Source organism: Saccharopolyspora gloriosae (assembly GCF_022828475.1).
Classification (GTDB): Bacteria; Actinomycetota; Actinomycetes; order Mycobacteriales; family Pseudonocardiaceae; genus Saccharopolyspora_C; species Saccharopolyspora_C gloriosae_A.
In genome coordinates this window covers 1001940-1026948 of sequence record NZ_CP059557.1, presented here as the reverse complement: position 1 = coordinate 1026948, position 25009 = coordinate 1001940, and the positions used below count along the sequence as shown (strand labels likewise).

The 25009-nt window shown below is 69.5% G+C and carries 23 protein-coding genes and 1 pseudogene; 8 read left to right on the top strand and 16 right to left on the bottom strand.

Annotated elements, in window-relative coordinates; all coding sequences use genetic code 11:
* Window positions 1-233: 233 nt before the first annotated feature.
* Window positions 234-1883: a urocanate hydratase gene (gene hutU / locus H2Q94_RS04405; protein WP_243792274.1), complete on the bottom strand. Its 1650-nt coding sequence runs from the start codon at window positions 1881-1883 to the stop codon at window positions 234-236.
* Window positions 1880-3412: a histidine ammonia-lyase gene (gene hutH, locus H2Q94_RS04400; protein WP_397545424.1), complete on the bottom strand. Its 1533-nt coding sequence runs from the start codon at window positions 3410-3412 to the stop codon at window positions 1880-1882. Before hutH ends, hutU begins: the two co-directional genes overlap by 4 nt.
* Before the next feature lie 93 nt (window positions 3413-3505).
* On the opposite strand from hutH, the gene H2Q94_RS04395 reads away from it, so the two are divergent.
* Window positions 3506-4288, top strand: coding sequence for an IclR family transcriptional regulator (locus H2Q94_RS04395; protein WP_243792269.1), 783 nt, complete (start codon window positions 3506-3508; stop codon window positions 4286-4288).
* Between the two features lie 137 nt (window positions 4289-4425).
* Here H2Q94_RS04395 and H2Q94_RS04390 read toward each other — a convergent pair whose 3' ends face one another.
* From H2Q94_RS04390 to H2Q94_RS04355, 8 genes are all read right to left on the bottom strand, one after another.
* A complete protein-coding gene (locus H2Q94_RS04390; RefSeq protein WP_243796055.1) occupies window positions 4426-4695 on the bottom strand; it encodes a hypothetical protein in 270 nt (89 codons plus the stop codon).
* A gap of 379 nt (window positions 4696-5074) precedes the next feature.
* Window positions 5075-5341 carry a hypothetical protein gene (locus H2Q94_RS04385; protein WP_243792267.1) on the bottom strand — a complete coding sequence of 89 codons (267 nt, stop codon included), beginning with the start codon at window positions 5339-5341 and terminating at the stop codon, window positions 5075-5077.
* A gap of 311 nt (window positions 5342-5652) precedes the next feature.
* Window positions 5653-6534 (bottom strand): ABC transporter substrate-binding protein, encoded by an 882-nt coding sequence (locus H2Q94_RS04380; RefSeq protein WP_243792265.1) that lies wholly within the window; start codon window positions 6532-6534, stop codon window positions 5653-5655.
* A 40-nt stretch (window positions 6535-6574) separates the two neighbouring features.
* A complete protein-coding gene (locus tag H2Q94_RS04375) occupies window positions 6575-7264 on the bottom strand; it encodes an ABC transporter permease (RefSeq protein WP_243792263.1) in 690 nt (229 codons plus the stop codon).
* A gap of 1 nt (window position 7265) precedes the next feature.
* Window positions 7266-7934: an ABC transporter permease gene (locus H2Q94_RS04370; protein ID WP_243792260.1), complete on the bottom strand. Its 669-nt coding sequence runs from the start codon at window positions 7932-7934 to the stop codon at window positions 7266-7268.
* Complete coding sequence (locus tag H2Q94_RS04365; protein ID WP_243792258.1) at window positions 7931-9013, bottom strand: ABC transporter ATP-binding protein; 1083 nt, start codon at window positions 9011-9013, stop codon at window positions 7931-7933. The genes H2Q94_RS04370 and H2Q94_RS04365 overlap by 4 nt, the downstream gene beginning before the upstream one ends.
* 584 nt (window positions 9014-9597) lie before the next feature.
* Window positions 9598-12435: a sensor domain-containing protein gene (locus tag H2Q94_RS04360; protein ID WP_397545423.1), complete on the bottom strand. Its 2838-nt coding sequence runs from the start codon at window positions 12433-12435 to the stop codon at window positions 9598-9600.
* A gap of 287 nt (window positions 12436-12722) precedes the next feature.
* Complete coding sequence (locus H2Q94_RS04355) at window positions 12723-13925, bottom strand: NAD(P)-dependent malic enzyme (RefSeq protein WP_243792255.1); 1203 nt, start codon at window positions 13923-13925, stop codon at window positions 12723-12725.
* 436 nt (window positions 13926-14361) lie between these two features.
* Between H2Q94_RS04355 and H2Q94_RS04350 the strand changes: the two genes are divergently transcribed.
* Complete coding sequence (locus H2Q94_RS04350) at window positions 14362-14976, top strand: dTDP-4-dehydrorhamnose 3,5-epimerase family protein (RefSeq protein WP_243792253.1); 615 nt, start codon at window positions 14362-14364, stop codon at window positions 14974-14976.
* 114 nt (window positions 14977-15090) lie between these two features.
* Here the strand turns inward: H2Q94_RS04350 and H2Q94_RS04345 are convergent, their stop codons facing one another.
* Together H2Q94_RS04345 and H2Q94_RS04340 are read right to left on the bottom strand one after the other, a co-directional pair.
* A complete protein-coding gene (locus H2Q94_RS04345; RefSeq protein ID WP_243792250.1) occupies window positions 15091-16689 on the bottom strand; it encodes a GMC oxidoreductase in 1599 nt (532 codons plus the stop codon).
* Window positions 16690-16770: 81 nt separating this feature from the next.
* On the bottom strand, window positions 16771-17085 hold the full coding sequence (locus H2Q94_RS04340; RefSeq protein WP_243792248.1) for a S24/S26 family peptidase: 315 nt from the start codon (window positions 17083-17085) through the stop codon (window positions 16771-16773).
* A gap of 110 nt (window positions 17086-17195) precedes the next feature.
* Here H2Q94_RS04340 and sodN point away from each other — a divergent pair, with 110 nt between their 5' ends.
* From sodN to H2Q94_RS04325, 3 genes and pseudogenes are all read left to right on the top strand, one after another.
* The gene (gene sodN, locus H2Q94_RS04335) at window positions 17196-17603 is read left to right on the top strand and encodes a superoxide dismutase, Ni (RefSeq protein WP_224960478.1); all 408 of its coding nucleotides are present in this window, start codon (window positions 17196-17198) and stop codon (window positions 17601-17603) included.
* 342 nt (window positions 17604-17945) lie between these two features.
* Window positions 17946-18545, top strand: coding sequence for an acid phosphatase (locus H2Q94_RS04330; protein WP_243792246.1), 600 nt, complete (start codon window positions 17946-17948; stop codon window positions 18543-18545).
* Window positions 18546-18560: 15 nt separating this feature from the next.
* Window positions 18561-19039: pseudogene (locus H2Q94_RS04325) on the top strand (N-acetyltransferase family protein).
* A gap of 155 nt (window positions 19040-19194) precedes the next feature.
* On the opposite strand, the gene H2Q94_RS04320 reads toward H2Q94_RS04325, so the two are convergent.
* Window positions 19195-19623 carry a hypothetical protein gene (locus tag H2Q94_RS04320; protein ID WP_243792244.1) on the bottom strand — a complete coding sequence of 143 codons (429 nt, stop codon included), beginning with the start codon at window positions 19621-19623 and terminating at the stop codon, window positions 19195-19197.
* Window positions 19624-20196: 573 nt separating this feature from the next.
* Between H2Q94_RS04320 and H2Q94_RS04315 the strand changes: the two genes are divergently transcribed.
* Together H2Q94_RS04315 and H2Q94_RS04310 are read left to right on the top strand one after the other, a co-directional pair.
* Window positions 20197-21120 carry a diacylglycerol/lipid kinase family protein gene (locus H2Q94_RS04315; protein WP_243792241.1) on the top strand — a complete coding sequence of 308 codons (924 nt, stop codon included), beginning with the start codon at window positions 20197-20199 and terminating at the stop codon, window positions 21118-21120.
* Between the two features lie 244 nt (window positions 21121-21364).
* The gene (locus tag H2Q94_RS04310) at window positions 21365-21622 is read left to right on the top strand and encodes a WhiB family transcriptional regulator (protein ID WP_200073222.1); all 258 of its coding nucleotides are present in this window, start codon (window positions 21365-21367) and stop codon (window positions 21620-21622) included.
* A gap of 247 nt (window positions 21623-21869) precedes the next feature.
* Here the strand turns inward: H2Q94_RS04310 and H2Q94_RS04305 are convergent, their stop codons facing one another.
* A complete protein-coding gene (locus H2Q94_RS04305) occupies window positions 21870-23363 on the bottom strand; it encodes a PAS domain-containing sensor histidine kinase (RefSeq protein ID WP_243792239.1) in 1494 nt (497 codons plus the stop codon).
* A gap of 267 nt (window positions 23364-23630) precedes the next feature.
* Between H2Q94_RS04305 and H2Q94_RS30840 the strand changes: the two genes are divergently transcribed.
* A complete protein-coding gene (locus H2Q94_RS30840; protein ID WP_373690061.1) occupies window positions 23631-23708 on the top strand; it encodes a 50S ribosomal protein bL37 in 78 nt (25 codons plus the stop codon).
* An 84-nt stretch (window positions 23709-23792) separates the two neighbouring features.
* Here H2Q94_RS30840 and rsrA read toward each other — a convergent pair whose 3' ends face one another.
* On the bottom strand, window positions 23793-24128 hold the full coding sequence (gene rsrA, locus H2Q94_RS04295) for a mycothiol system anti-sigma-R factor (protein WP_243792237.1): 336 nt from the start codon (window positions 24126-24128) through the stop codon (window positions 23793-23795).
* On the bottom strand, window positions 24125-24790 hold the full coding sequence (locus tag H2Q94_RS04290) for a sigma-70 family RNA polymerase sigma factor (RefSeq protein WP_243795521.1): 666 nt from the start codon (window positions 24788-24790) through the stop codon (window positions 24125-24127). Before H2Q94_RS04290 ends, rsrA begins: the two co-directional genes overlap by 4 nt.
* Between the last annotated feature and the right edge of the window lie 219 nt (window positions 24791-25009).

Sequence of the window (25009 nt, the reverse complement as noted above, 5' to 3'; positions counted from 1 at the left end):
CTCTCGTCCTGCTCAGGGTCGCGAACCTCAGCGCTCTCAAGAACCACCACAGAATGATCTTCCAGTCCTGGTCCTGTCAGCGGCGAGGCCGATGAACAGCGACCACCGGCGGGTTCTCAGCTGCTTCCTCGCGAGGACAGCGATTTCCCTCGTGGCGGAGCCACTCGGGAAATCGATCCCGCAGCGAGGGAGCAGCTGAGGTTCCGCTGCCCGACCCGCCACTCAAGTCGGCCTCAGATCGGAATGCGCAGGCCGCGTTCGTCGGCGACTCGGCGGGCGCGGTCGTAACCGGCGTCGGCGTGGCGCAGCACTCCGGTGCCGGGGTCGTTGGTGAGGACCCGTTCCAGCTTGCGCGCGGCCAGTTCGGTGCCGTCGGCGACCGTGACCTGCCCGGCGTGCAGCGAGCGCCCCATGCCGACCCCGCCGCCTTGGTGCACCGACACCCACGTCGCCCCGGACGAGGTGTTGACCAGCGCGTTGAGCAGCGGCCAGTCCGCGACCGCGTCGGAACCGTCGGCCATCCCCTCCGTTTCCCGGTACGGCGAGGCGACGGATCCGCTGTCGAGGTGGTCGCGCCCCAGCACCAGCGGCGCGGAGACCTCTCCGGAGGCGACGAGTTCGTTGAACCGCAGCCCCGCCCGGTGCCGTTCGCCGTAGCCGAGCCAGCAGATCCGCGACGGCAGCCCTTGGAAGGCGACCTTCTCCCCTGCCAGCCGGATCCAGCGGGCAAGGTGTTCGTCCTCGCCGAACTCTTCGAGGATCGCCCGGTCGGTCGCCGCGATGTCCTTCGGATCACCGGACAGCGCCGCCCACCGGAACGGCCCTTTGCCTTCGCAGAACAGCGGACGCAGGTAGGCGGGCACGAACCCCGGGTAGTCGAAGGCCCGCGCGTAGCCGGCTTCGGCCGCTTCGCCCCGCAGCGAATTGCCGTAGTCGAAGACCTCGGCGCCCGCGTCGAGGAATCCGACCATGGCTTCGACGTGCTCGGCGATGGAGTCGCGGGCGCGGGCGGTGAACTCGTCGGGCTTCTTCGCCGCGTAATCCGCCCAGTCGTCGAGTTCTACGCCGCGCGGCAGGTACGACAGGGGGTCGTGGGCGGAGGTCTGGTCGGTGACGATGTCAGCGGGCAGGCCGCGGCGCAGCAGTTCGGGCAGCACCTCGCAGGCGTTGCCGATGACGCCGATCGACACCGCCCGGCGCTGGTTCTTCGCCGCGACGGCCCGGTCGACGGCGTCGTCGAGGTCGTCGGCGAGCACGTCGAGGTAGCCGTGGCGCACGCGCCGCCGCGCACGCTCCGGATCGCATTCGACGACGAGCGCGGCTCCTTCGTTCATGGTCACCGCCAGCGGTTGCGCGCCGCCCATGCCGCCGAGCCCGGCGGTCAGCGTCAACGTGCCCGCGAGGCTGCCGCCGAAGCGTTTCGCGGCGACGGCCGCGAACGTCTCATAGGTGCCCTGCAGGATGCCCTGGGTGCCGATGTAGATCCACGAACCGGCGGTCATCTGGCCGTACATCATGAGTCCGAGCGCGTCGAGCTTGCGGTATTCCGGCCAGCTCGCCCAGTTGCCCACCAGGTTCGAGTTCGCCAGCAGCACGCGCGGCGCCCACTCGTGGGTGCGCAGCACGCCGACGGGTTTACCGGACTGCACCAGCAAGGTCTCGTCCTCGGCGAGGGCGCCCAGTTCGGCGACGATGGCGTCGTAGCTCGCCCAGTTCCGCGCGGCGCGGCCCGTTCCGCCGTAGACCACGAGGTCTTCGGGCCGTTCGGCGACTTCCGGGTCGAGGTTGTTCTGCAGCATCCGCAGCGGAGCCTCGGTGCTCCAGGAACGTGCGGTCAACGTGGTGCCGCGCGCTGCGCGCACGGGCCGGGCTCCGGCACTCATGACTGGCCTCCCAAGTGGTGTTGCACGGTGGAGTTCACGGCACCGGAGCGCAGCAGCGCTTCGGCTTCGGCGATCTGCGGCGCCAGGTGGGCGTCGGGTCCCGGTCCGGCGACGCGGGTGCGCAGCAGGTCACGCACGGCGCCGGTGGCGGGCGCGGGTGTGAGCGGGGCGCGCAGGTCGAGGGCACGGGCCGCGGTGAGCAGTTCGACCGCCAGCACGGTGCGCAGCCCGTCCACGGCGCGACGCAGCTTGCGGGCCGCCGCCCAGCCCATCGACACGTGGTCTTCCTGCATCGCGCTGGTGGGGATGGAGTCCACGGAGGCGGGCACGGCGAGGCGTTTGAGTTCGGCGACGACCCCGGCCTGCGTGTAGTGCGCGATCATGTGGCCGGAGTCCACGCCGGGATCGTCGGCGAGGAACGCGGGCAGCCCGTGCGAGCGGGCTACGTCGAGCATCCGGTCGGTGCGCCGCTCGGCCATGCTCGCCACGTCGGCCGGCGGGATCGCCAGGTAGTCGAGGGCGTGCGCCAGCGGGGCGCCGTGGAAGTTGCCGTTGGATTCGACGCGGCCGTCGTCGAGCACGACGGGGTTGTCGATGGCGGCGGCGAGTTCCCGTTCGGCCACGGTCTCGGCGAATTCGATGGTGTCGCCCGCCGATCCGTGCACTTGCGGGGCGCAGCGCAGCGAGTACGCGTCCTGCACCCGGGTGCAGTCCGGTCCGCGGTGGCTGGCGACGATGCCGGAACCGGCCAGCAACCGGTGGATGCGGGCCGCGGAGCGCGCTTGGCCGGGATGCGGGCGCAGCGCTTGCAGGTCGGCGGCGAAGACCCGATCGGTGCCCAGCAGCGCTTCCACGCTCATCGCCGCGGTGAGGTCGGCGATCTCCAGCAGGCCGGTCAGGTCGTGCAGGGCCAGCACCAGCATGCCGAGCATGCCGTCGGTGCCGTTGGTCAGCGACAGCCCTTCCTTCTCGGCGAGCACGACCGGTTCGATGCCCGCGTCGGCGAGGGCGTCCGCCGCCGGGCGCGTCGAACCGTCGGGGGCGAGCACGTCGCCTTCGCCGGTGAGCGCGAGCGCGACGGCCGCCAGCGGAGCCAGGTCACCGGAGCAGCCCAGGGAGCCGTATTCGTGCACCACGGGCACGATGCCCGCGTTGAGCATCGCGGTCAGGGCGCGCGCGGTGCCGAGGCGGGCGCCGGTGCGGCCGGTGGAGATCGTGCGCAGCCGCAGCAACATCAGCGCGCGCACCACTTCGGGTTCGACGGCGAAGCCCGCACCGGCCGCGTGGGACCGCACGAAGGACTGCTGCAGCGCCGCGCGCCGATCAGCGGGGATGTGGCGCACCGCGAGCGCGCCGAACCCGGTGGAGACCCCGTAGGTGGGTTCTTCGGCGGCCGCGAGCGCGTCGATGTGCTTGCGGGTGGCGTCGATGTCGCGTTCGGTGGCCGCGTCCAGTTCCACCGTCGCCCCGCCGCGGGCGATGTCGACGACCTGGCGAACGGTCAGCGTCCCCGCCTCGATCTTGTGCACCTGTTGCATTCCTCCATGTCACACCGTGCGCGGCCCGACGCAGTAGCCCGGTTAGGGTGGATCCGTCTGAGATTCCAGACTCCGGGGGCCGGTATGGGTGCGAGCAGCGAGGTGCCCGCGTTGCGGCGCGGGCTGGCGATCCTGACGGCGATGACGGGCCGGGCCGGGCCGGTGTCGGCGGCGACGCTGGCCCGCGAGCTGGACCTGCCGCGTTCGTCGACCTACCACTTGCTCGCGGAGCTCACCGCCGCCGGCTTCGTGGTGCGGCTGCCCGAGGAGCACCGGTACGCGTTGGGCGTCGCGGCTTTCGAGCTCGGTTCCGCGTACCTGCGCCATGATCCGCTGGAGCGGCTCGCGGGTCCGGTGCTGCGCAGGCTGGTCGATCAGGTGGACTGCACCGCGCACCTCGGGGTGCTGCACGGAGGCGAACTGCTGTACCTGATCAAAGAGCGGCCGTCTCGCCCGCAGACGCTGATCACCGACGTCGGGGTGCGGTTGCCCGCGCACCTGACCGCGTCGGGCCGGGCGATGCTGGCGCACCTGCCCGCGGCTCAGGTGCGCGCGTCGTTCCCCACCGGTTTCGCCCGTCGCACCGGGCGGGGGCCGCGGACGCTGCCGGAGCTGCGCCGCACCTTGGCCGCGGAGCGTCGCCTCGGCTGGGCCGTGGAGGACGGGCATGTGACCGGTGAGTTCGCGTCGGTGGCCTGCCCGGTGTTCGGCGCGGACCAGTGGCCGTCGGCGGCGATCAGCCTCACGTTCCGGCACGTGTGCGAGCCGGGCGGGCGCGCGGACTGCGGGGCGACCTGGCCGGAGCTGGCCGCCCGGGTTCGGCGGGCCGCCGAGGACCTGAGCGGTCGAATGGGCGGGCGCCGCTGAGTTCGACGGAGATCCGTTGAGATCGCCCGAAGTCGCGATTTCTCCGATCACGTGGAAGAGATGAACACAGCGATGTGCCCGGCCCCCTCCGAAAAGAGGACCGGGCACTTCTTTCCCGCGGCGGAAAGTTCGGGCTATCAGCCCTCGGTGTTGCCGACGCCGGTCTCAGAGCCGGTGTCGCCGCCGGTGCCACCGTCGCCGGCGGAGCACGAGCCCTCACCCAGAATGCCGATGCCGCAGAGCAGGTTCAGGCCGACGCCGCCTTCGCCGCCGGCACCGCCGTCGCCGGACTCGCTGGTGATCGACGGCTTTTCGTCGTCCCCGCCGGCGAACGCCGCGGTGGAACCGGCACCGAGCAGAGCCACGGCGACGGCCGTCGCACCAAGGAGGCGAGTAGAAGTGCGCATGGGAATTCCCCTCGTTGTTGCTGAATCGGATTCAACCGATTCCCGGTGAAGCCCGGGGTTCGAACTTCTCGGTGATCGGCGAGAAAACCATCGCACCGGCACCGGGTTACCGCATCTTCAGTAGCGCTAAAGTGGGTCGCAAATAACCCCTTAGTTGCAAGTGTCACCCTGCGTCGATCAGCATCTGGATAATGGCCGTGGCCGCCGAGTTCATATCGGTCACCTGTCCAACGATTTCCTCGACTCAGCGTCACCGGCGGGGATCTACTTATCCATTTCGCCGATCTCGATCACACGGAGAGATGAACACAGCAGAGTGCCCGGCCCCCTCCGATAAGGGGACCGGGCACTTCTTTCCCGCGGCGGAAAGTTCGGGCTATCAGCCCTCGTTGCCGACGCCGGTCTCGGAGTCGGAGTCTCCGCCGTTGCCACCGTTGGCGGCAGAGCACTCACCCGAGCCCAGAACGCCGAGCCCGCAGATCGCGTTCACGCCGATCCCACCGGCACCACCGGCACCGCCGTCGCCGGACTCGCTGGTGATCGACGGCTTGTCATCGTCCCCGCCGGCGAACGCCGCGGTCGAACCTGCACCGAGCAGAGCCACGGCGACGGCCGTCGCACCAAGGAGGCGAGTAGAAGTACGCATGCGAAATTCCCCTCGTTGTTGCTGAATCGGATTCAACCGATTCCCGGCGAAGTCCAATACAGGAACCTCTCGGTGATCGGCCAGAAAACCATCCCACCGATCCCGGACTACAGCAGCTTCAGTAGCGCCAAAGTGGGCAACGAACAGCCCCTCGACTGAACGTGTCACGCTGCGTTGACCGGTTGCTCGCACGATGCGGCGACAACGAGCGACCCCGAAAGGGAATCATATTTTCTGATCGGAAAATTCGATCAATGAATGCACCGGTGGCCGCGCCCCTCGGGACACGGCCACCGGTGCGGTTCCAGGGCTCACAGGCCCGCTTCGGCGATGAACTCCCGCGCGACGTCGGTCGGGTTGGCCTTGTCGACCTCCACGCGCCGGTTGAGCTCGGTGAGCTTCTCCGTGGTCAGCGCCCGCGACGCCCGGTTGACGACGTCGGCCTGCGCCGGGGTGAGCTTGCCTTCGCCGGCCAGCGGCACCACGTGCTGCGCCGGGAACATGTCGCTCGGGTCCGCCAGCGGCACCAGCGCGTTCGCGCTGATCTGCGAGGACGTGGTGAACAGGTTCGCGACCTGCACGGTGTCGCCGGTCAGCGCGTCCACCGTCACGGTGCCCGCTTCGAGGTTGCGGATCTCGCGGAACTCGCAGCCGTAGACCTCGGCGATGCGCTGTTCCCACCTGGTCTTCCATTCGGCGGGGGCGCCGAGGACGAACTCACCGCAGCGCGGCCCGAGGTCGGTGAGCGAGCGGATCCCGGTGTCGGCGGTCGCCTTCGTCACCGTGAGCACGTCGGAATCCTCCGCGGGCGCCTGCTCCAGCACGTCCAGGCCCGGCGGGAGCTTCTGCCGGAGCGCGTCGTAAACCTGCTGCGACTCCGTCGCCGGGTCCTTCTCGTCGACGTACTGCAGCAGGTTCCCGGTGTAGTCCGGGATGAGCGACAGTTCGCCCTGCGCCACCGCGTTGACGTAGGTCTCCCGGGATCCGATGCGCGGTTTGGTCTCCACCTCTGCCCCGGTGCCGCGCAACGCCTCCACGTAGATGTTCATGACCAGTTCGCTTTCGGTGAAGTCGGCGGAGCCGACCACCAGCGATCCGTCCGTTCCGTTGCCCGCTTGGAACGGGTCCCCGCCGCAGCCGGTCAGCCCTGCCAACGCCAAGCCGGCCAAAGCCAGCGCACCCCATCGCTTCACGGCCGTTCTCTTTTCCTTAGCAGTGACAAGGTCGGGCGCTTCACGCGTCGCTCGCGGCGGCCGCCGGGCGTCCCACCCGGATGCCCCGCGGGGTGAGGATGCGCGAGAGCCTGCTCAGCAGCGTGTCGAGCAGGACGGCGAGCAGCGCGATGAACAACGCCGCCGCGAGGGTCTGGCCGTAGGAGTAGGTCTTGATGCCTTCCAGCAGGATGCTGCCCAGCCCGCCGAGGCCCACGTAAGCGGCGACGGAGGCGGTGGCCACCACTTGCAGCATGGCGGTGCGCACCCCGCCGAACAGCAGCGGCGCCGCATTCGGCAGTTCCACCTGCCACAGCTGCTGCAGCGGCGTCATGCCCATGCCTTTCGCCGCGTCCCGCACGTCCTTCGGCACGCTCTGCACTCCGGCGTAGGCGCCGGAGAGCACCGCGGGAATCGCCAGGATCACCAGTCCGGCGAGGGTGGGCAGTTCACCGATGCCCGCGAGCAGCACAAAAAGGGTGACCAGGCCGAGAGTCGGCAGGGCGCGCATCGAGTTACTCAACACGACGACGCTGGCGCCGCCGCGCCCGGTGTGCCCGATCCAGAGCCCGATGGGCATCGCGATGATCGAGGCCACCAGCACCGAGAGCACGCAGTAGTACAGGTGCCACAGGGTCTGCACCAGCAGCCCCGTGGAGGAGAACCAGTTGTCCGAGTCGGACAGCCAGGCCAGCAGCTCGGTGATGATCATGTCAGCGTCCCCCCGCGGTCGCCCGCTGCCACGGGGTGCACAGCCTGCGCAGCGCCACGATCAGCAGGTCCCCTGCCATCGCCAGCAGCAGCGTCAGCACCACCCCGATGAGGATCGGGGTCAGGTAGTCGCGCTGGAATCCGTCGGTGAACAACCGGCCCAGTCCGCCGATGCCGATCAGGGCGCCGACGCTGACGAGGCTCACATTGCTGACCGAGGCCACTCGCAGCGAGGTGCTCAGCACCGGCAGCGCCAGTGGCACTTCGACGGCGAAGAACCGGCGCCGCGGCCGGTATCCGAGGGCGGTGGCGGCGGTGACGATGTGCTCGGGCACCGAGTTCAGCCCCTCCATCACCGGCCGGGCCAGCAGCGCCGCGTTGTAGATCGTCAGGGCGATGACCACGTTGATCGACGCCGTCGCCCCGGTGCCGATCAGCGCCGGAATGATCACGAACAGGGCCAGCGACGGGATCGTGTAGAGGATGTTCGCCGAGCCCAGCAGCACTCCCCGCACCTTCGGCACCCGCTGCGCGAACCGCCCGGCGGGAACCGCCAGCAGCGCGCCCAGCACCAACGGCACCAGCGCCAGGTAGATGTGCTGGCCCAGCGATTCCAGCACCACTTCGCGGTTGCTGGGACTGGAGAAGTAGTGGGTGAGCTCGTCGATCACGGCTGCTCCCCGCGACCGCCCTCGATGACGTCGAGCACGTGCCGCGCGCCGACCACGCCGACGTAGCCACCGTGCTCGTCGACGACGACGCCGAGCCCGGACGGCGCCGACAGCGCCGCGTCGAGCGCCCCGCGAAGCGGCGTGCCCCGCGTGTGCAGCGAACCTCCCGCGACCAGCGCGTCCTCGGTGACCGGCCCGTCGGGCGCGGCCCCCGGCGGCAGCCAGCCGCGCGGCCTGCGGTCGCCGTCGAGCGCCAGCACCCAGCCGTTGGCGGTGGCGCGTTCGCCGAGGGTGACCGTGTCGACGTCGCCGGGCGCGATGCCGTCGCCGTCCACGAACGACAACCTGCGGTAGCCCCGGTCGCGGCCGATGAACGAGGTGACGAAGTCGTCGGCGGGCCGGGCGAGCAGCTCGTCCGGGGCGGCGTACTGGGCCACGTGCCCCCCGGTGCGCAGCACCGCGACGTTCTCGCCGAGCTTCACCGCTTCGTCGATGTCGTGGGTGACGAACAGGACGGTCTTGCCGAGTTCGCCTTGCAGCCGCAGCAGTTCGTCCTGCAGCCCTTCGCGCACCACCGGGTCGACGGCGCTGAACGGTTCGTCCATCAGCAGTACCGGCGGGTCGGCGGCCAGTGCCCGCGCCACTCCGACGCGCTGCTGCTGGCCACCGGAGAGCTGCGCCGGGTAGCGGTCCGCCAGCGACGCGGGCAGCCCCACCAGGTCCAGCAATTCCTGCGCGCGCTGCCGCGTTTCCCGGCGGGAGGCGCGGAACAGCCGGGGCACGGTGGCGATGTTGTCGACCACGGTGCGGTGCGGGAACAGACCGGCTTGCTGGATGACGTAGCCGATGCCGCGGCGCAGTCGCGCCGGGTCGGCTTCGCGCACGTCCTGACCGTCCACGAGCACCGTGCCCGAGGTGGGGTCGATCATGCGGTTGACCATGCGCAGCAGGGTGGTCTTGCCGCAGCCGGAAGGACCGACCAGCACGGTGATCGTGCCCGCCTCGACCGTCAGGTCCACGTCGTCGACGGCTACCGCGCCACCCGGGTATTCCTTGCGCACGGACCGGAACTCGATCAACCGAGCCCCCTCGGATCACCGACAGTCACTTGCCGACCGCCGCAAACCTGGCCGACCCTAACTCGAACGCCGGAATCTTGCGATGATCCGCAACGCCCGCGTGATCTTTTTACCGGCACTCAACAGCAAGATCCCACGATCCGGGAGCAACGAAGCCCCGTCCGATCAGCTCCCCGAATTTCACTCCTCCACCCGCGCGGAGCACCACCGCGAGGAAGACACCGCCACGGCCGAGGTCCACGTTGGAAATCCTCGCAGCTCGTTCTTTGATCTGCGCCTTGTCAGCGACGAAGCCGAATCCCCGCGGCGAAGCCGTGCCTTGCGGCGAAACCGAATCCTTCCGGCGAAGCCGTGCCTCGCGGCGAAGCCGTGCCTTGCGGCGAAGCCGAATCCCCGCGGCGAAGCCGTGCCTGTATGTGCGAAGCACATAGCCCACGTCAAAAAACCGATCACCCGCGGGTTCTCAGCTGTCTTCTCGCGAGGACAGCTTTTTCCCTCGTGGCGGAGCCACTAGGGAAAAAGATCCCGCAGCGAGAAGACAGCTGAGGTTCCGCCACCCGACCACCCAAGCAGCCCAAGGCCCCTCACCGATCGTTGAGCAAGGGCAATGGGCCGGTTTCCAGCAGGGCTCGGAACTCGCGCGCCGGCATCGGTCTGGAGAACAACCAGCCCTGGTAGGCGTCCACACCGACGCCGGAGAGCACGTGGAACTGGGTGGCCGTCTCCACGCCCTCCGCCACGCACAACCGGCCCATCGCCCGCGCCATGCCCACCACGGCCTGCGCCACCGCGAAGTCCGACGGGTCACCGCCGACGCCCGCCACGAACCGGCGGTCCACCTTGATGATCTGCGCGGGCAGGTCCTTCAACCGGGCCAGCGACGAGTAGCCGGTGCCGAAGTCGTCCACGGCGAACCGCACGCCGCGCGCCACCAGCTCCCCCATCGCCTGCCTGGTGCGCGACGGCAGGTCGACCAGCGCCGTCTCCACCAGTTCCAGGACCACCCGGTTCCAGTCCAGGCCGCATTCGGCGACGGTGTCCGCGACGACGTCCACGAAGTCGGCGCCGCCCGGCACCAGCCCGGCGAGGTTCACCGCGATGCCGACTTGGCGCCCGTTCGGCGTCGGCCACGTCGACGCCTCCCGCAGCGCGGTGCGCAGCACCCAGCGGTCCAATTCCCGCAGCAGGTCGCCCTGCTCGGCCACCGGCAGGAACGCGTCCGGGCTCAGCAGCCCGCGATCCGGATGCGGCCAGCGCACCAAGGCCTCGGCGGTGAGCACTGTGCCGTCGGAACCCACCACGGGCTGGTAGTGCAGGGTCAGGCCGTCGTTGTTCAACGCCTCCCGCAGCTGCCCCTCCAGGTGCAGCTGCCGGTCCGCGGAGGCCATCAGCGCGGGGCTGGCCAAGGACACCTTGCCCGCGCCGCGCCGTTTCGCCTCGAACATCGCCGCGTCGGCGAACCGCAGCAGGTCCTCCCCGCCCGATCCGCCGCCGCTGGGCACCGCGGCCCCGATCGACGCGGACACGCGGATCAGCTGGCCGTGCACCGGCACCGCCGTGCGCAGCAGCCCCGACACCCGGGTGGCCAGCGAATCGAGTCCGCCGACGGAGGCGATGTCGGAGCAGATGATGAGGAACTCGTCCCCGGACAGCCGGGCCGCCGTGCAGCCCTCCGGCAGGCCGCCCTCCAACCGCCGGGCCAACGCGACCAGCAGCTCGTCGCCCGCGTCGTGTCCGAGTGAATCGTTCACCCGCTTGAAGTTGTCGATGTCGCAGAACAACACCGCCACCCCGGCCGGATCGGAGCTGCCCAGCAGTTGCCCCAGCAGCTGCTTCACCGCCGCCCGGTTCGGCAGCCCGGTCAGGTCGTCGTGCGTCGCCTGGTACCGCAGCGCCTCCGCGGCACGGCGGCGTTCGGTGATGTCCTGGAACACCACCAGCCAGAACCGGGTGCCGTCGTCCTGCACCGACAGCGCCACGTGCAGCTCGCAGTACACGGGTTCGCCATCGGAGCGGATCAGCAGCCGCTGCGGCACTTTCCGCCGTCCGGCACGCGCCGAGGAGATCTCGTCGGACGCCGCGCGCAGCCCCGAATCCCGTTCGTCCGGGTGCGTCATCTGCCGCGCGCTCATGCCGCGCAGCTGCTCCAGCCGGTACCCGAGCAGGTCGCAGAGCGCGTCGTTGGCGTCCACCAGGTGCTCGTCCTGGTCGAACAGGCCGATACCGACGGGGGTGACCGCCACCAGGTCGGTGAACCGCTGCGAGGACCGTTCCATCCGGGTCAGCGCGGTGCGCTGCTCGGTGACGTCCTGCGCGGTGCCCACCAGCACCAGCCGCCCGTCGGGGTCGCGGATGGCGGCGCCGTGCGCCCGCAAGGTGCGCACCGCGCCGTCCCTGCGGACGAAGCGGTGCTCGATCTCCACCGGTTCGAATCGTCTTGCGAGCCCCTGCCACGCCTGATCCACCCGAGCCCGGTCCTCCGGGTGCACGCCCTGGAGGTAGCCGTCGTAGGTCGTGGCGCCGGTGGGCAGCTGCCCGCAGATCTCGCGCATCATCTCCGACAGCTGGGTGGCGCCGGTCGCGGCGTCCCACTCCCACGTGCCGAGCCGGGCCGCGCGCTGCGCGTCGTGCAGCTTGCGGCGTTCGTCGCGCAGCTGGCGTTCCAGCAGCCGCTGCTCGGTGACGTCCTGCACGGTGCCTTCGATGCGTTCGACGCGGTCCGCGGCGTCGCGCTCGACGCGCCCGGTGCACAGGAAGACCCGGTCGGTGTGATCGTGCAGTTCGACCTCGACCAGCTTGCCCACCGGGGCGGAACGCAGCCGTATCCCGAAGTCGTCGGCCTTCGGCCGGTCGTCCGGACGGACCGCCACGACCATGTTCGCGCCGTCGAAGACGTCCTCGGTACCGCTGGCGTAGAAGAGTTCCTTGAGCACCGGGCTGTGGTAGACCTGCTCGGTCTCCGGGTAGACGCTCCAGCTGCCGACCTTCGCGATGCGCTGCGCCTCGATCAACCGGGCTCGTTCGTCGACGACTTCCACCCCGGTGGGGCTTCCGTTGTCCGGCAACAGATCGCGCACGTCCATCAGCACCGTCACGCGCAGCGAATCGTCGGCCGGGTGCGGCCAGCTCACCACCCGCACCACCACGTCCTCGGCGCCGCGCAACCGGGACACCGGCCCGTCGCGGACGATGAGTTCGGGGAGCCGCGCGCCCAGCAGGTCGGTCGCGTCGGTGCTGCCCGCCAGCCGGATCGCCTGCTCGGTGACCTGGACGATCGTGCCGTCGGCTGAGCTCAGGATCGCGGGCGCGTCCGGTAATTCGGCGATCCCGTCGAGCGTGCCCGCGTCGCCGGCTCCGGTCGCGTCCACCGCTTCTCGCGCCCTGGAAGCGGGCGTCCCGTCGTACCGATCGGTCACCAGCACCCCTCCTGCGTAGCGGCCACGTTTTCGGGCACACGACCGAAGACCGACCATCCCGCACGTGATCGGCACCACAGCGAGTTCCGGTCATGACCTTACCGGCACCGGCTGCGATGCGAACCGCTGGTGGGCCTTCGGCCGAAGCCCGCAGCGGGTGTGACGACGGGCATCGGCCGCCGTGACGCGATCGCCGCGAACCGATCCCGTCGAACAGACCACTGGGGCGCACCGCGAACGGTGCGCCCCAGTGGGCCGAATGCTCCATCCCCGCGTCGCGGCGGGGTTCCGGGTCACGCGGTGGCGACTCCGTCGGCGCGCGCGGCGGCGGCGACGGCGCTGATCACGGCGGGTGCGACCCGCGGGTCCAGCGGACTCGGCACGATCTTGTCCGCGGCGAGTTCCTCGGAGACGACCTCGGCGATCGCCTCGGCCGCGGCGACCTTCATCCGGTCGGTGATCATCCTGGAGTGCTCTTGCAGCGCGCCCTTGAAGATGCCGGGGAACGCCAGCACGTTGTTGATCTGGTTCGGGAAGTCGCTGCGCCCGGTGGCCACGACGGCCGCGTGCCTGCCCGCGACGTCCGGGTGCACCTCGGGGTCCGGGTTCGACAGCGCGAACACGATCGCGTCGTCGGCCATGGTGGCGACGAGTTCCTCCGGGATCTGACCGGCGGAAACACCGATGAGCACGTCGGCCCCGTCCAGCGCCGACTCCAGCCCGCCGGTGATCCCCCGGGGGTTGGTGTAACCGAGCAGCTCTTCCTTGATCGGCGTGAGGTTGTCCCGGCCCTCGTGCACGACGCCCCGCGAGTCCAGCACGACGATCTCGCCGACTCCGGCGGTGTGCAGGATCTTCGCGCAGGCCACCCCGGCCGCACCGGCGCCGGAGATCACCACGCGCATCGAGTCCATCGGCCTGCCCACGATCTTCGCGGCGTTGCGCAGCGCGGCGAGCACGACCACGGCCGTGCCGTGCTGGTCATCGTGCATGACGGGGCAGTCCAGCGCCTCGATCAGGCGGCGTTCGAGTTCGAAGCAGCGCGGGGCCGCCACGTCCTCCAGGTTCACCGCGCCGAACGACGGGCGCAGCCGCACCATCGTCTCGACGATCTCGTCGATGTCGCTGGTGTCGAGCACCAGCGGAATCGAGTTCAGTCCGGCGAAGGTCTTGAACAGCGCCGACTTGCCTTCCATCACCGGCAGCGAGGCGCGCGGGCCGATGTCGCCGAGCCCGAGCACGGCGGTGCCGTCGCTGACCACGGCCACCAGGTTCTGGGTCCAGGTGTAGCGATCGGCCAGCGTTTCGTCGGCGGCGATGGCCCGGCTGACCTTGGCCACACCGGGCGTGTAGGCGATCGACAGGTCGCGCGCACTGTCGAGCGGCGCGGTCACGTCGACTCCGAGCTTGCCGCCTTCGTGCGCGCGGAAGATCTCGTCGTCGGTGAGCTCCGTTCCGTTCGCGGAAGCGGAAGTGTGATCGTTCACAGTGGTCACGGCGTCCCTCCTGTTGCCATGGCCTGCGAAAACCGGGCGATCCCGGCTTTCGGAGCGAATGGGTGGCGAGCCGCCACCCGGCGACGCGCTCGTCAGGCTTCCGGGCGGTACCGGAACTGCGACGGGCGTCGGGACGACCGGTGCCGGAATTCCCTGGTGCGGGAAAACGAACCGGTGGACGCTGCGGTCCGGACAGTCTGCCAGTACGGGTCGCGCACTGTCAGCGACCAGCGTCACAGACTTGATCGAGCAGGTCGGCGTAACAGAAGCACTTTCCCGCAAGCAGTTTTCAATGACGCAAGATTTCCGGATTTTCCGCTCCTGGTCGATCATCCGGCTCCGGGAGCCACCGTCCCCGGTCCACGGGAAGCCGCTGACGTTCCGCTACCCGACCCGCTACGCGGATCACTCCGAAATGACCCCTAGGCTTCCGATCGTGCAGGTTCGTTCCTTCGACATCCACGGTGTCCACGAGTTCACGCCGAAAGCCTTCCCCGATCACCGCGGGCTGTTCGCCGCGCCGTTCCAGGAAGCGGCGTTCGTCGAGGCGCTCGGCCATCCGCTGCGGCTGGCGCAGACCAACCACAGCGTCTCGGCGCGCGACGTGATCCGCGGCGTGCACTTCGCGGACGTCCCGCCGGGCCAGGCCAAGTACGTGTACTGCCCGCGGGGTTCGATGATCGACGTGGTGGTGGACATCCGGATCGGTTCGCCGACGTTCGGGCGCTGGACGGCGCTGCGGCTGGACGCCACCGAGTACCGCGCGCTCTACCTCGCCGAAGGCCTCGGGCACGCGTTCGTCGCGTTGGAGGACGACACGGTGATGACCTACCTGTGCTCCACGCCGTTCACGCCCTCCGCCGAGCACGGCATCAACCCGCTCGACCCGGAACTGGGCCTGCCGTGGGCGGAACACCTCGGCGGCGAGCCGGTCCTGTCGGACAAGGACCGCCACGCGCCGACGCTGGCCGAGGCCGCGGACAGCGGCCTGCTGCCCGACTACCAGGCCTGCCTGCGCCGCTACGCCGAACTGCGCGAAGCCGCGAACTGACCCGGCCGCACGGACGAGCTGCCCGCCGCGGCTCGGCGGACCGTCCGCCGAACGACGCCTGCCGTCCTCGAACCCGCCCGCTCCGCGCGCCGGACGAGTTCGAGGACGGGGTGCTCAGAAGTCATCGGCGAGCACGCGTTCGATGTTGCGCTCGGCGAGCGCCGTGATCGTCACGAACGGGTTCACCCCGGTCGAGCCGGGGATCAGCGATCCGTCGGTGACGTACAGGTTCGAATGTCCGCGCACCCGCCCGTAATCGTCGGTCACCCGCCCCAGCACGCAGCCGCCCAGCGGGTGGTAGGTGAACCGGTTCTCGAACGCGCGGGTGTCCCCGAACAGGTCGCGCCGGTAGGTGGTGCCGTTGGCCCGGTTGATCCGGTCGAACACGGCCTTCGCCGCGTCGATCGACGGCTGCCCCTGCGACTCCGACCAGCGCAGCCGCGCCGAGTCGGTGGCCGCGTCGAACTCGATGCGGCCGCGTTCCGGGTTCCGGGTGATCGCCAAGTACAGGCTCGCCCAGGTCTCGATCCCCGCGGGCACCGGCGCGATCTCGGCGAACACGGGGTTCACCGGGTCGTTGCGGTTGTCGATGCCCAGCGCGGGCATTCCCGACTGCACCAGCCCGGTGGTGTCCCACGGGTGGTTCGCCCGGCCGAGCATCACGTTGCCGTTCGGCCCCCACTGCTCGCCGAGATCCGCGGAGAGCTCCGGAAGCGCGCCGGTGTCGCGGGCGCGCAGCAGCAGTTCGGTGGACCCGAGGCTGCCCGCGCCGAGGAACAGGTGCCCGCAGGCGACCTCGCCGACGGCGCGGACCTCGCCGAGCTCGTCGATGCGTTCGGTGGTCAGCACGTAGCCGCCGTCGGCCTCCTGCCGGATGGACCGGACTCGGGTGAGCGTCTGCAGCGTGACGTTGCCGGTTCCGATCGCGGCGGGGATGTAGCTCTTGTCGAGGCTGCGCTTGCCGTGGTTGTTGCCGTAGATCACCTCGGAGCCCAGCGCGGACTTCGGGACCTCACCGGCTTCCTCACGCCGCAGGTAGTCGAAGTCGTAGACGTTCGGCACGAAGGTGGTGCCGAAGCCGGCGCGTTCGGCGTGCCTGCGCGACAGCCGCGCGTAGCCGTAGGAGTCGCACTCCTCGAACCAGTCGGGGTCCACCGAGTTGGCCCCGAGCATCCGGTTCGCCAGCGGGTAGTAGCGCGAGTACATCTGCTCGGCGTCCACGCCGGGCAGGATCCGCGCGAAGTCCTCCCGTTCCGGGGTGACGGCCATGCCGCCGTTGACCAGCGAACCGCCGCCGACGCCGCGACCGACGTAGACGTCCATCTCGTCGAAGTGCATCCGGTCCAGCACACCCGCGTACGGCTTGATGTCCCGGTTCACCAGGTCCAGCCACAGGATGCTCGCCAGCGGCGCCTCGGTGCGGGTGCGGAACCACATGCTGCGGTGATCCGGCTGCACCATGTCGGGGAAGATCTTGCCGTCCGCGCCCGCGGTGTCCCACAGCCTGCCCATTTCGAGCATCAGCGTCGGCACGCCTGCCGAGCCGAGCCGCAGCGCGGTGGTGGCGGCGCCGTACCCGGAGCCGATCACGACGGCGGGCACGTAGGGCCGTTCGGCGGCGCTCGCGCCGCGAGTGGAGACGGTGGTGAGGCCGAGCGCTGCGGCCGCCTGCAGCGCGGTGAGCCCGAGCATGCGTCTGCGCGAGAGAGTCATGACGCCGGATGATGCATCGTGCACACAGCGTTGTGAACACTGTTTACGTAAACGGTGCAAAGAAAAGTGAACGGGTTTCACTCACCGTATTCGCCGCGGCTTCGGCCACAGCCGCCACGACACCACTCCGAACACTGAAGCAGGCCCCAGACCACGAGAATCCGTAGAACCGAACGCGTTGTCGCCCTCCACGTGCCACCCCGCACCGTCACGACGCACCGCGCGCTTCACCGACAACTGCTCAGGCCGCGACGCCCACCGCACCAGCACCACCGCACCGGCTCGGCTCGGCGCCCGGGTCCGCACCACCACCACGTCGCCGTCGCGCAGCGTCGGCACCATCGACGCGCCGCGCACCAGCACCCGGCGCCACGGCCACCGATCCAGCCTGGACACCGCCTCACCTCCGGTCTGCCGCGCCAGCGCGGACGTCCCTCCGGGAAGACGCGCGAGATCGTCGCGAGTAGGGTCACGCACGTCGGAGCATTCACTGTCAGGGAGGAATGATGGGTCTACTGTCCCGTATCCTCAGCCCGCGTCTGGAAGCGACCGCGCACTGCGATCTGCCGTGCGGGGTCTACGACCCGGCACAGGCGCGGATCGAGGCTGAGTCCGTCAAGGCCGTGCAGGAGAAGTACCAGAACAACGAGGACTTCGAGTTCCGCACTCGCGCGATCATCATCGCCGAGCAGCGCTCCGAGCTCGTCAAGCACCACCTGTGGGTGTTGTGGACTGACTACTTCAAGCCCCCGCACTTCGAGAAGTACCCGCAGCTGCACGAACTGGTCAACAAGGCCACCAAGGCCGCCGGCGCGACCGGCACCAAGGGTTCGATGGACCCGGCCAAGGGCCAGGAGCTGCTGGACTACATCGCGGAGATCGAAAAGATCTTCTGGGAGACCAAGCAGGGCTGAAGTCACGGCACTGATCAAGACGCCGACCGGTGAGAAGACATTTTCGCCGGTCGGCGTCTTTTTCTGTCTTCTTCGACCGCACGAGGACGGCACGGTCGGCCACAGAGACGACCCCGCGAATCACACGACCGAGCTTGAGCTCGAGGAGGCCGGCTTGCTGGCGATCAACGCGATGCCCACCGCCGGGCCGCTGCTCGACAGCCGGGCGGCCGGCTGCGGCGTCGCCCGCGGCGCGGCGCCGCAGCAACGGGATTTCGTTGCGACGGAGTCTTCATCGCGTTCCCTGCGCCGCTCGAACCGGCGGCGGCGAGCAGCGAACCCGGCCCGACCTAGAATCGGCGCGTGGCCGAATCCGGAGAGCACAAGGTCTTCCTGCTGCGACACGGCGAGACCGAATGGTCCAGCAGCGGCAAGCACACTGGTCGCACCGACATCCCGCTCACCTCGCGCGGTGAGCGACTCGCCGTCGCCGCCGGCCGCACCCTCACCGACCTGCGCGGCTCCGCGTCGCTGACGGCGCTCGCCAGTCCGCGGGATCGCGCGCGGCGCACCGCCGAGCTGGCGGGGTTCGCACCGGCCGTCGAACCGCTGCTCGCCGAATGGGACTACGGCGACTACGAAGGCCGCACCACACCGGAGATCCGCGAACACGTTCCGGAGTGGACGGTGTGGACCCACCCCAATCCCGGTGGTGAATCCGCGGCCGACGTCACCGCCCGCGCCGACGCGCTGCTGGCCCGCGTCACCTCGGAACTCGCTCGCGGCGACGTGCTGCTGGCCGGGCACGGCCACTTCGGCCGGGCGCTCATCGCCCGCTGGCTGGACCTGCCCGTCACCGAAGGCGTGCGGTTCGCCCTCGACCCCGCCGGGATCAGCGTGCTCGGCCATGAACGCGGCGTCCCGCAGCTCGAACGCTCCAATGTGCCCGCGGCCGCGGGCTGATCACGAAGGAAGACGATGCCGCAGCACATCATCCGCCGGGTCGCCGAAGCCGATCTCCCGCCGTCGTGCGCCTGGTGCACGCGCTCGCCGAGTACGAGAAGGCTCCCGACGAGTGCCACCTCACCGAACCCGACCTGCACCGGGCGCTGTTCGGCGAGTCGCCCGCACTGTTCGGGCACGTGGCCGAGATCGACGGCGAGGTCGTCGGTTTCGCGTTGTGGTTCCTGAACTTCTCCACGTGGGAAGGCCGCCACGGCATCTACCTGGAGGACCTGTTCGTGCTGCCCGAGCGGCGCGGTTCCGGGCTCGGCAAGGCACTGCTGCGGACGCTCGCGCAGGAGTGCGTGGCGCACGGTTACGCGCGGCTGGAGTGGTGGGTGCTGGACTGGAACACGCCCGCGATCCGGTTCTACGAATCCGTCGGCGCCAAGGCCATGGACGAATGGACGGTGCACCGCCTCACCGGCGACGGTTTGCAGTCGTTCGGATCGTGAGCCCGCTCGCGCCGCACCGGAGTCGAGCGGCAGGCGTCGCAGACGGGGCATCCCCGCCGCCTGAGTCGCTTCGTGACACCCCGGGCCGGCTCTTGCCGAGCCTGAAGCAACACCAGGCGCGGCCGGGGCGCTCAGGCCGAATCAGCGCCCGAACGTCAGTCCCGGCCGTCGCCGTTCAGCGGACGCCCGTACAGCGACCACACCCGGCCCTGCTTGTTGAACATCAGCCACAGCACGGCCACCGCCGGCACCGCGATGGCGAACCCGATCAACGGCTGCTTCGACGGCCCGATCGCGTACCAGGCGATCCCCACCAGGATCAGCTGCAGCAGCAGCGCGGGCGTGCGAGCCCAATGCCTGCCCTGCCACATGCCGATCCCCGCGGCGAGCACCGCCAGCGAGATGATCCCGAAATACCCGGCCTCGGCGAACGTGTCGGTGCGGTCCAGCGTGTTCACCGCGCCGAGGTCGGAGGCGGTGGTGCGCACCAGCAGCGCGACGACGAAGGCGAGACCCGCCACCGCCTCGGCGATGGTCACGGCGGCGGCGATGCGCACGGTGCGCGGAGGAGCGGAGGGCGGCACGGCGGCATCGCCTTTCAGTCTCGGACTAACTGCGGCATCGGACTAACTGCGGGATCAGACCCACTGCGACACAGCTCACACTTTCGGGGCAAAGGCCGGACAGCGCCCCTTACCACCGATCGTGACTCTGCGTGCGCACTTTTCAGGGTAATACCGCCCGAACGCCGCATGGCTCGGGCCGGGTGCGGGCGCGAAGATCGTCACATGGCAGGTGCGACGGTCGTGGGCAACGGGGTGTCCCACCGATCCGTTCCGCTTCCTGCCGGAGCCGGCGAATCGCGCGGGTGCGCTCCGGGGTTGTGCGCCCTCGCGAAGCCGGTGCCGCAGGTCGACGACCGTGCCCGGCGAGGCGCACCACTACGCAGGGCGGCCGCGCGACGCGCCGCCCGCACGGTGTCTCAGCCCGCCGCCGGTCCCGTCGACGGGGACCACGGCGTCCCGTTCCGTCCCGTGCCGCCGACCGGGAGGGGAACTCCGATCACGATCTGACTTGGCCACCGCCGCACGCCCACAACCTGGGCGACGAGGCCGCACCCTGCGAACCGGCAGGACGCCTCGCCTAGGCTGCAGGTCGTGCGCGCCGTGCTTGTCGTCAATCCGCAGGCGACCTCGACCACCGCGGCCAGGCGGGACGTGTTGACCCACGCCTTGGCCGACGTGGTGAAACTGGAGGTCGTGCAGACCCGGTACCGAGGACATGCCGCCGACGCCGCCCGAGCCGCGGTCGCCGACGACATCGACCTGGTCATCGCGCACGGCGGCGACGGCACGGTGAACGAGGTCGTCAACGGCATGCTCGCCGACCGGCGCCCCGATCACGGGATGCCCAGGCTCGGCGTGGTGCCCGGTGGATCGGCGAACGTGTTCGCCCGCGCCCTCGGCCTGCCCAAGGATCCGATCGAGGCCACCCACCGGTTGTTGCAGGCCATCGCCGCCGACAGCAGCAGACTGGTCGGACTCGGCAAGGCCAACGATCGCTGGTTCACCTTCAACGCCGGTGTCGGCTGGGACGCCGACGTGGTCGCCGAAGTCGAGCAACTCCGCGGCCGAGGCCGCAACGTCAGCCCCGCGCTCTACGCCCGCACCGCGCTGAACTGCTATTTCCGCATGTCGCGCCAGGCTCCGCAGATCACCGTGCGGATCGGCGACGAGCCGCCGGTCACCGGGCTGCACACGGCGTTCGTGGCGAACACCGACCCGTGGACCTACTTGGGTTCCCGTCCGATGCGAATGAATCCGGACACCACATTCGACACCGGACTGGGCGTGTTCTCGCTCAGCGACATGAATGCTTACGTTGTGTTGCGATACATCGCGCAGATGCTCCGCGGTAGTGCTAAACCACACGGAAGAAACGCGCTTCGACGTGCAGATGTCGGTTCCATCCACGTAGCCTGTCAGGAGCCGTTGCGTCTGCAGGTGGACGGCGACAACCTCGGCGAGCGATCGGTGATCGAGTTCGTCTCGGTACCGGACGCGCTGCGGGTCGCTGTATAACCTTCTCGTAACGGACCTGGATCGCTGATCGACGTCCCCGTCCATGACCAGCGATCATTCGAAACCGCTGGTCAAGAGCCGTCGATCTTTCAGGTGAGTTGGCTCACGGCACGAGATCGAACTCTTGACATCACGGCAGTTCGTGAAAGCATTCACAAGCACACGGACTCCGTGAAAGCATTCACAAACACCCCGAACGAACTACCGGCGCGTCATGTGCGCGCCTAGCGAGGAGCAAGGAATCATGGACTGGCGCCACGATGCGGTTTGCCGTGACGAGGACCCGGAGCTGTTCTTCCCCGTCGGGAACAGCGGTCCTGCGCTGCTGCAGATCGCCGAGGCGAAAGCCGTGTGCCGGCGTTGCCCGGTTGCCTCCGAGTGCCTGGCGTGGGCACTGGAGAGCGGTCAGGACGCCGGTGTCTGGGGCGGTATGAGCGAGGACGAGCGGCGTGCCCTCAAGCGTCGCAGCTCGCGCACTCGGGCGGCTCGTACCAACGCCTGAGCAGCGGACCTGCTGACAGCGTAGTGGGTCGGCCCACAAGCACCCCGGCCGACCCCGCGCTACCCCCCGGGCGACCCGACACGGCGGTCGCGGAACAACAGCACATCCCCGACAAGAACCGGGGTCGATCAGCGTCGATGCCGGCCAGCGGCCACCCCCAAGGCCCACTGACCGAGCGGACCGACCCCAGGCAGGCCACCCCGTAAAGGCTTGCCGACCCGATCGACGCGCTTGCGGCGTCAGGGCATCAGCGGCGGTACTTCAACGGAACGCGCAACACGGCTTCCGTACCGCGCTGGCGACCCCGACCGCGCAAGCTCAACGAACCCCGCAGCTCAGACTCGACGAGGGTTCGCACGATCTGCAGGCCGAGACGTTCGGCGCGCTCGAGGGAGAAACCCTTCGGCAGGCCTTGACCGTCGTCAGAAATGACCACGTCCAGCCAGCGCGCCGAACGCTCCGCCTGCACGACGACTTCCCCGCCGGTGCCTTCCGGGAAAGCGTGCTCGAAAGCGTTCTGCACCAGCTCGGTCAACACCATCACCAGCGGCGTCGCCAACTCGGCGGACACCACCCCGAAACGGCCTTCCCGGCTCACCTTCACGCCGGTCTCGGCCACCGCGACATCGCTCATCATCGGGATCACGCGATCCACGACGTCGTCCAGGTCGACGCGTTCGTCCACCGACATCGACAACGTCTCGTGCACCAGCGCGATCGAAGTGACGCGCCGCACCGACTCGTCCAGGGCGAGCCGGGCCTCCGAATTACCGGTGCGCCGCGACTGCAATCGCAGCAACGCCGCCACCGTCTGCAGGTTGTTCTTCACCCGGTGATGGATCTCGCGGATCGTGGCGTCCTTCGACATCAACGCCCGATCCCGGCGTTTGACCTCGGTGACATCCCTGACCAGCACCAGTGCCCCGGCGACCTGGCCGCGCGGCTGCAACGGCAACGCCCGGAACAGCACGGTCGCACCGCGCGCCTCGGCCTCCATGCGCATGCTCGGCTCACCGGACACCGCGCGGCGAACCCGCTGCGCCACCTCGTCAGCGTCGAACGGGTCGGACAGCAACGACCGGGTCAACGGCGCGAGTTGCACGCCGACCAAGTCCGCGGCGTGGCCCATCCGGTGATACGCGGACAACGCGTTCGGGCTCGCGAACACCACGGTGCCCGAAGCGTCCACCCGGACCAGGCCGTCCCCGACTCGCGGGCTCGTGTGCACGTCCGGCGCGGGTTCCGGGGTGGGGAACGTTCCGTCGGCGACCATCTGGCACAGATCCGCGGCGCTGCCCAAGTAGGAGATCTCCAACGGGCTCGGCACCCGAGGCACCGCCAGGTTGGTGTCCCGGCTCAGCACCGCGACGATCTCCTGGTCCAGCTTCACCGGGATCGTCTCGCGGCGCACCGGCACACCCAGGTGCCAGCGCGGGTCCTCTTCCCGGCAGATCCGCCCCTCCAACGCCGCGCGGCGCAGCTGCGGATGCTCCTGCGGGGTGACCTCGGTGGACACCACATCTTCCGGGTGCGCGGTCGGCGCGGTCGTCGGCCGCGCCTGCGCGACGCACAGGAAACGCTCCTCGGTGGCCCCCTCCGGGCCGACCGGAACCCACAGCAGGAAGTCGGCGAACGACAGATCCGACAACAACTGCCACTCCGCCACGACCAGCTGAAGGTGGTCGGCAGCTGCCCCGGACAGCCCGGTGTGCTCGGCCAGCAGGTCACTCAGCGTCGACAAGGCGCTCCTTCGGTCAGGATTCGACGACCGCGATGAGGTCGCCCTCCTCCACGGCGTCGCCGGCTCGCACCGCCACCGAACTCACCGTGCCCGCGGCCTCGGAAAGCCCCGTTACGGGCCTTCCTCGACAAGGAAACCACGTGCCGGGCCACCCAACGGCAGCAGGTGGCGCCCATGCGAGACTTAACGGCCAGAACTCTGCAAGAAACGAGAAATCCCCGCCCACGGCCGCGTGCCGGAGCGTGGGAACGACGCGAGGGAGGGGTCATGGGAAAGCGTTCCCGCAAGAAGAAGGACCGGCGCAAGAACAAGGCCAACCACGGCAAGCGCCCCAACGGCAGCTGACGTGACGGCCGCGCTTCGCGCGCCGCGCACACGCAAGAGCCCCGGACCGCGTGGTCCGGGGCTCTTTGTCGTCTACGTCGGTTGCTATTCGGCGGGCGAGCGCTTCTTGGCCCGCACCTCGACCGAAGTGCCTTCGGGGCCGCGTTCGACCGTCACATCCGCCTGTCGCAGCACGGTGTCCCGGATCGACGTGCGCAGCCGTTCCTTCAAATCGGACGGCGCGTGCTCCCCGCCGCACTTGCGGTGCAGCAGTTCCTTGAGGTGCTCCTCAATGCCGTAATGCTCCAGGCAGCTGCCGCATTCATCGAGATGTTCCTGCAGCGCATCGCGGCGGCCCTGGTTGCACTCGTTGTCCAGGAACAGCCACACCTCGGCGAGCACGTCCTCGCAGGACGCCTCGTCATGCCCGTCACACGTCACGAGGTGCTCACCTCCTGCTTTTTCTCCCTGAGGAAACCACGGTCACGCGCCACGTCGGTGAGCATGTCGCGCAGCTGCCTACGGCCGCGGTGCAGACGCGACATCACCGTGCCGATGGGCGTGCCCATGATCTCGGCGATCTCCTTGTACGCGAAGCCTTCCACATCCGCCAAGTAGACGACCATGCGGAACTCTTCGGCCAGCTGTTGCAGCGCGTTCTTCACGTCCGAGTCCGGCAACCGGTCCAAGGCCTCCACCTCGGCCGACCGCAATCCGGTCGACGTGTGGTTCTCGGCCTGCGCGAGCTGCCAGTCGGCGATCTCATCGGTCGGTTGCTGCTGCGGCTGACGCTGCCGCTTCCGGTAACCGTTGATGTAGGTGTTGGTGAGGATGCGGTACAGCCACGCCTTCAGGTTCGTGCCCTGTTTGAAGGACTTGAACGCCGAGTAGGCCTTCAGGTACGTCTCCTGCACGAGGTCTTCGGCGTCGGGCGCGTTGCGGGTCATCCGCAGCGCCGCACCGTAGAGCTGATCCAGCAGCGGCATCGCGTCCCGTTCGAAACGGGCCATGCGCTGCTGATCGGTCTCCTCGACCTGATCCGGCTCGGCGGCCGCGGCCGTGCCTTCGCCCGCCGTGCCGGCTTGATCCGGGGTGTTGGCCACCGGGTTCCTTTCCCGCCGCCAGGAAGAGGTGGCTGCTGGCGACGAACCCATGCCGTCCTGCGCATGGACCCACTTCGAGGATACCCGTCCGATGCCCCGCTCACCTGCATCGGAGCGCTCGGGCAGGTTTTGCTGCCGTTCGAGTACGCAAGTGTTCGTCAACTCCGTCACGGTCTGTGCAACATGGGGGCGGGATGGATATTCCTGCTTCTAGAGTCG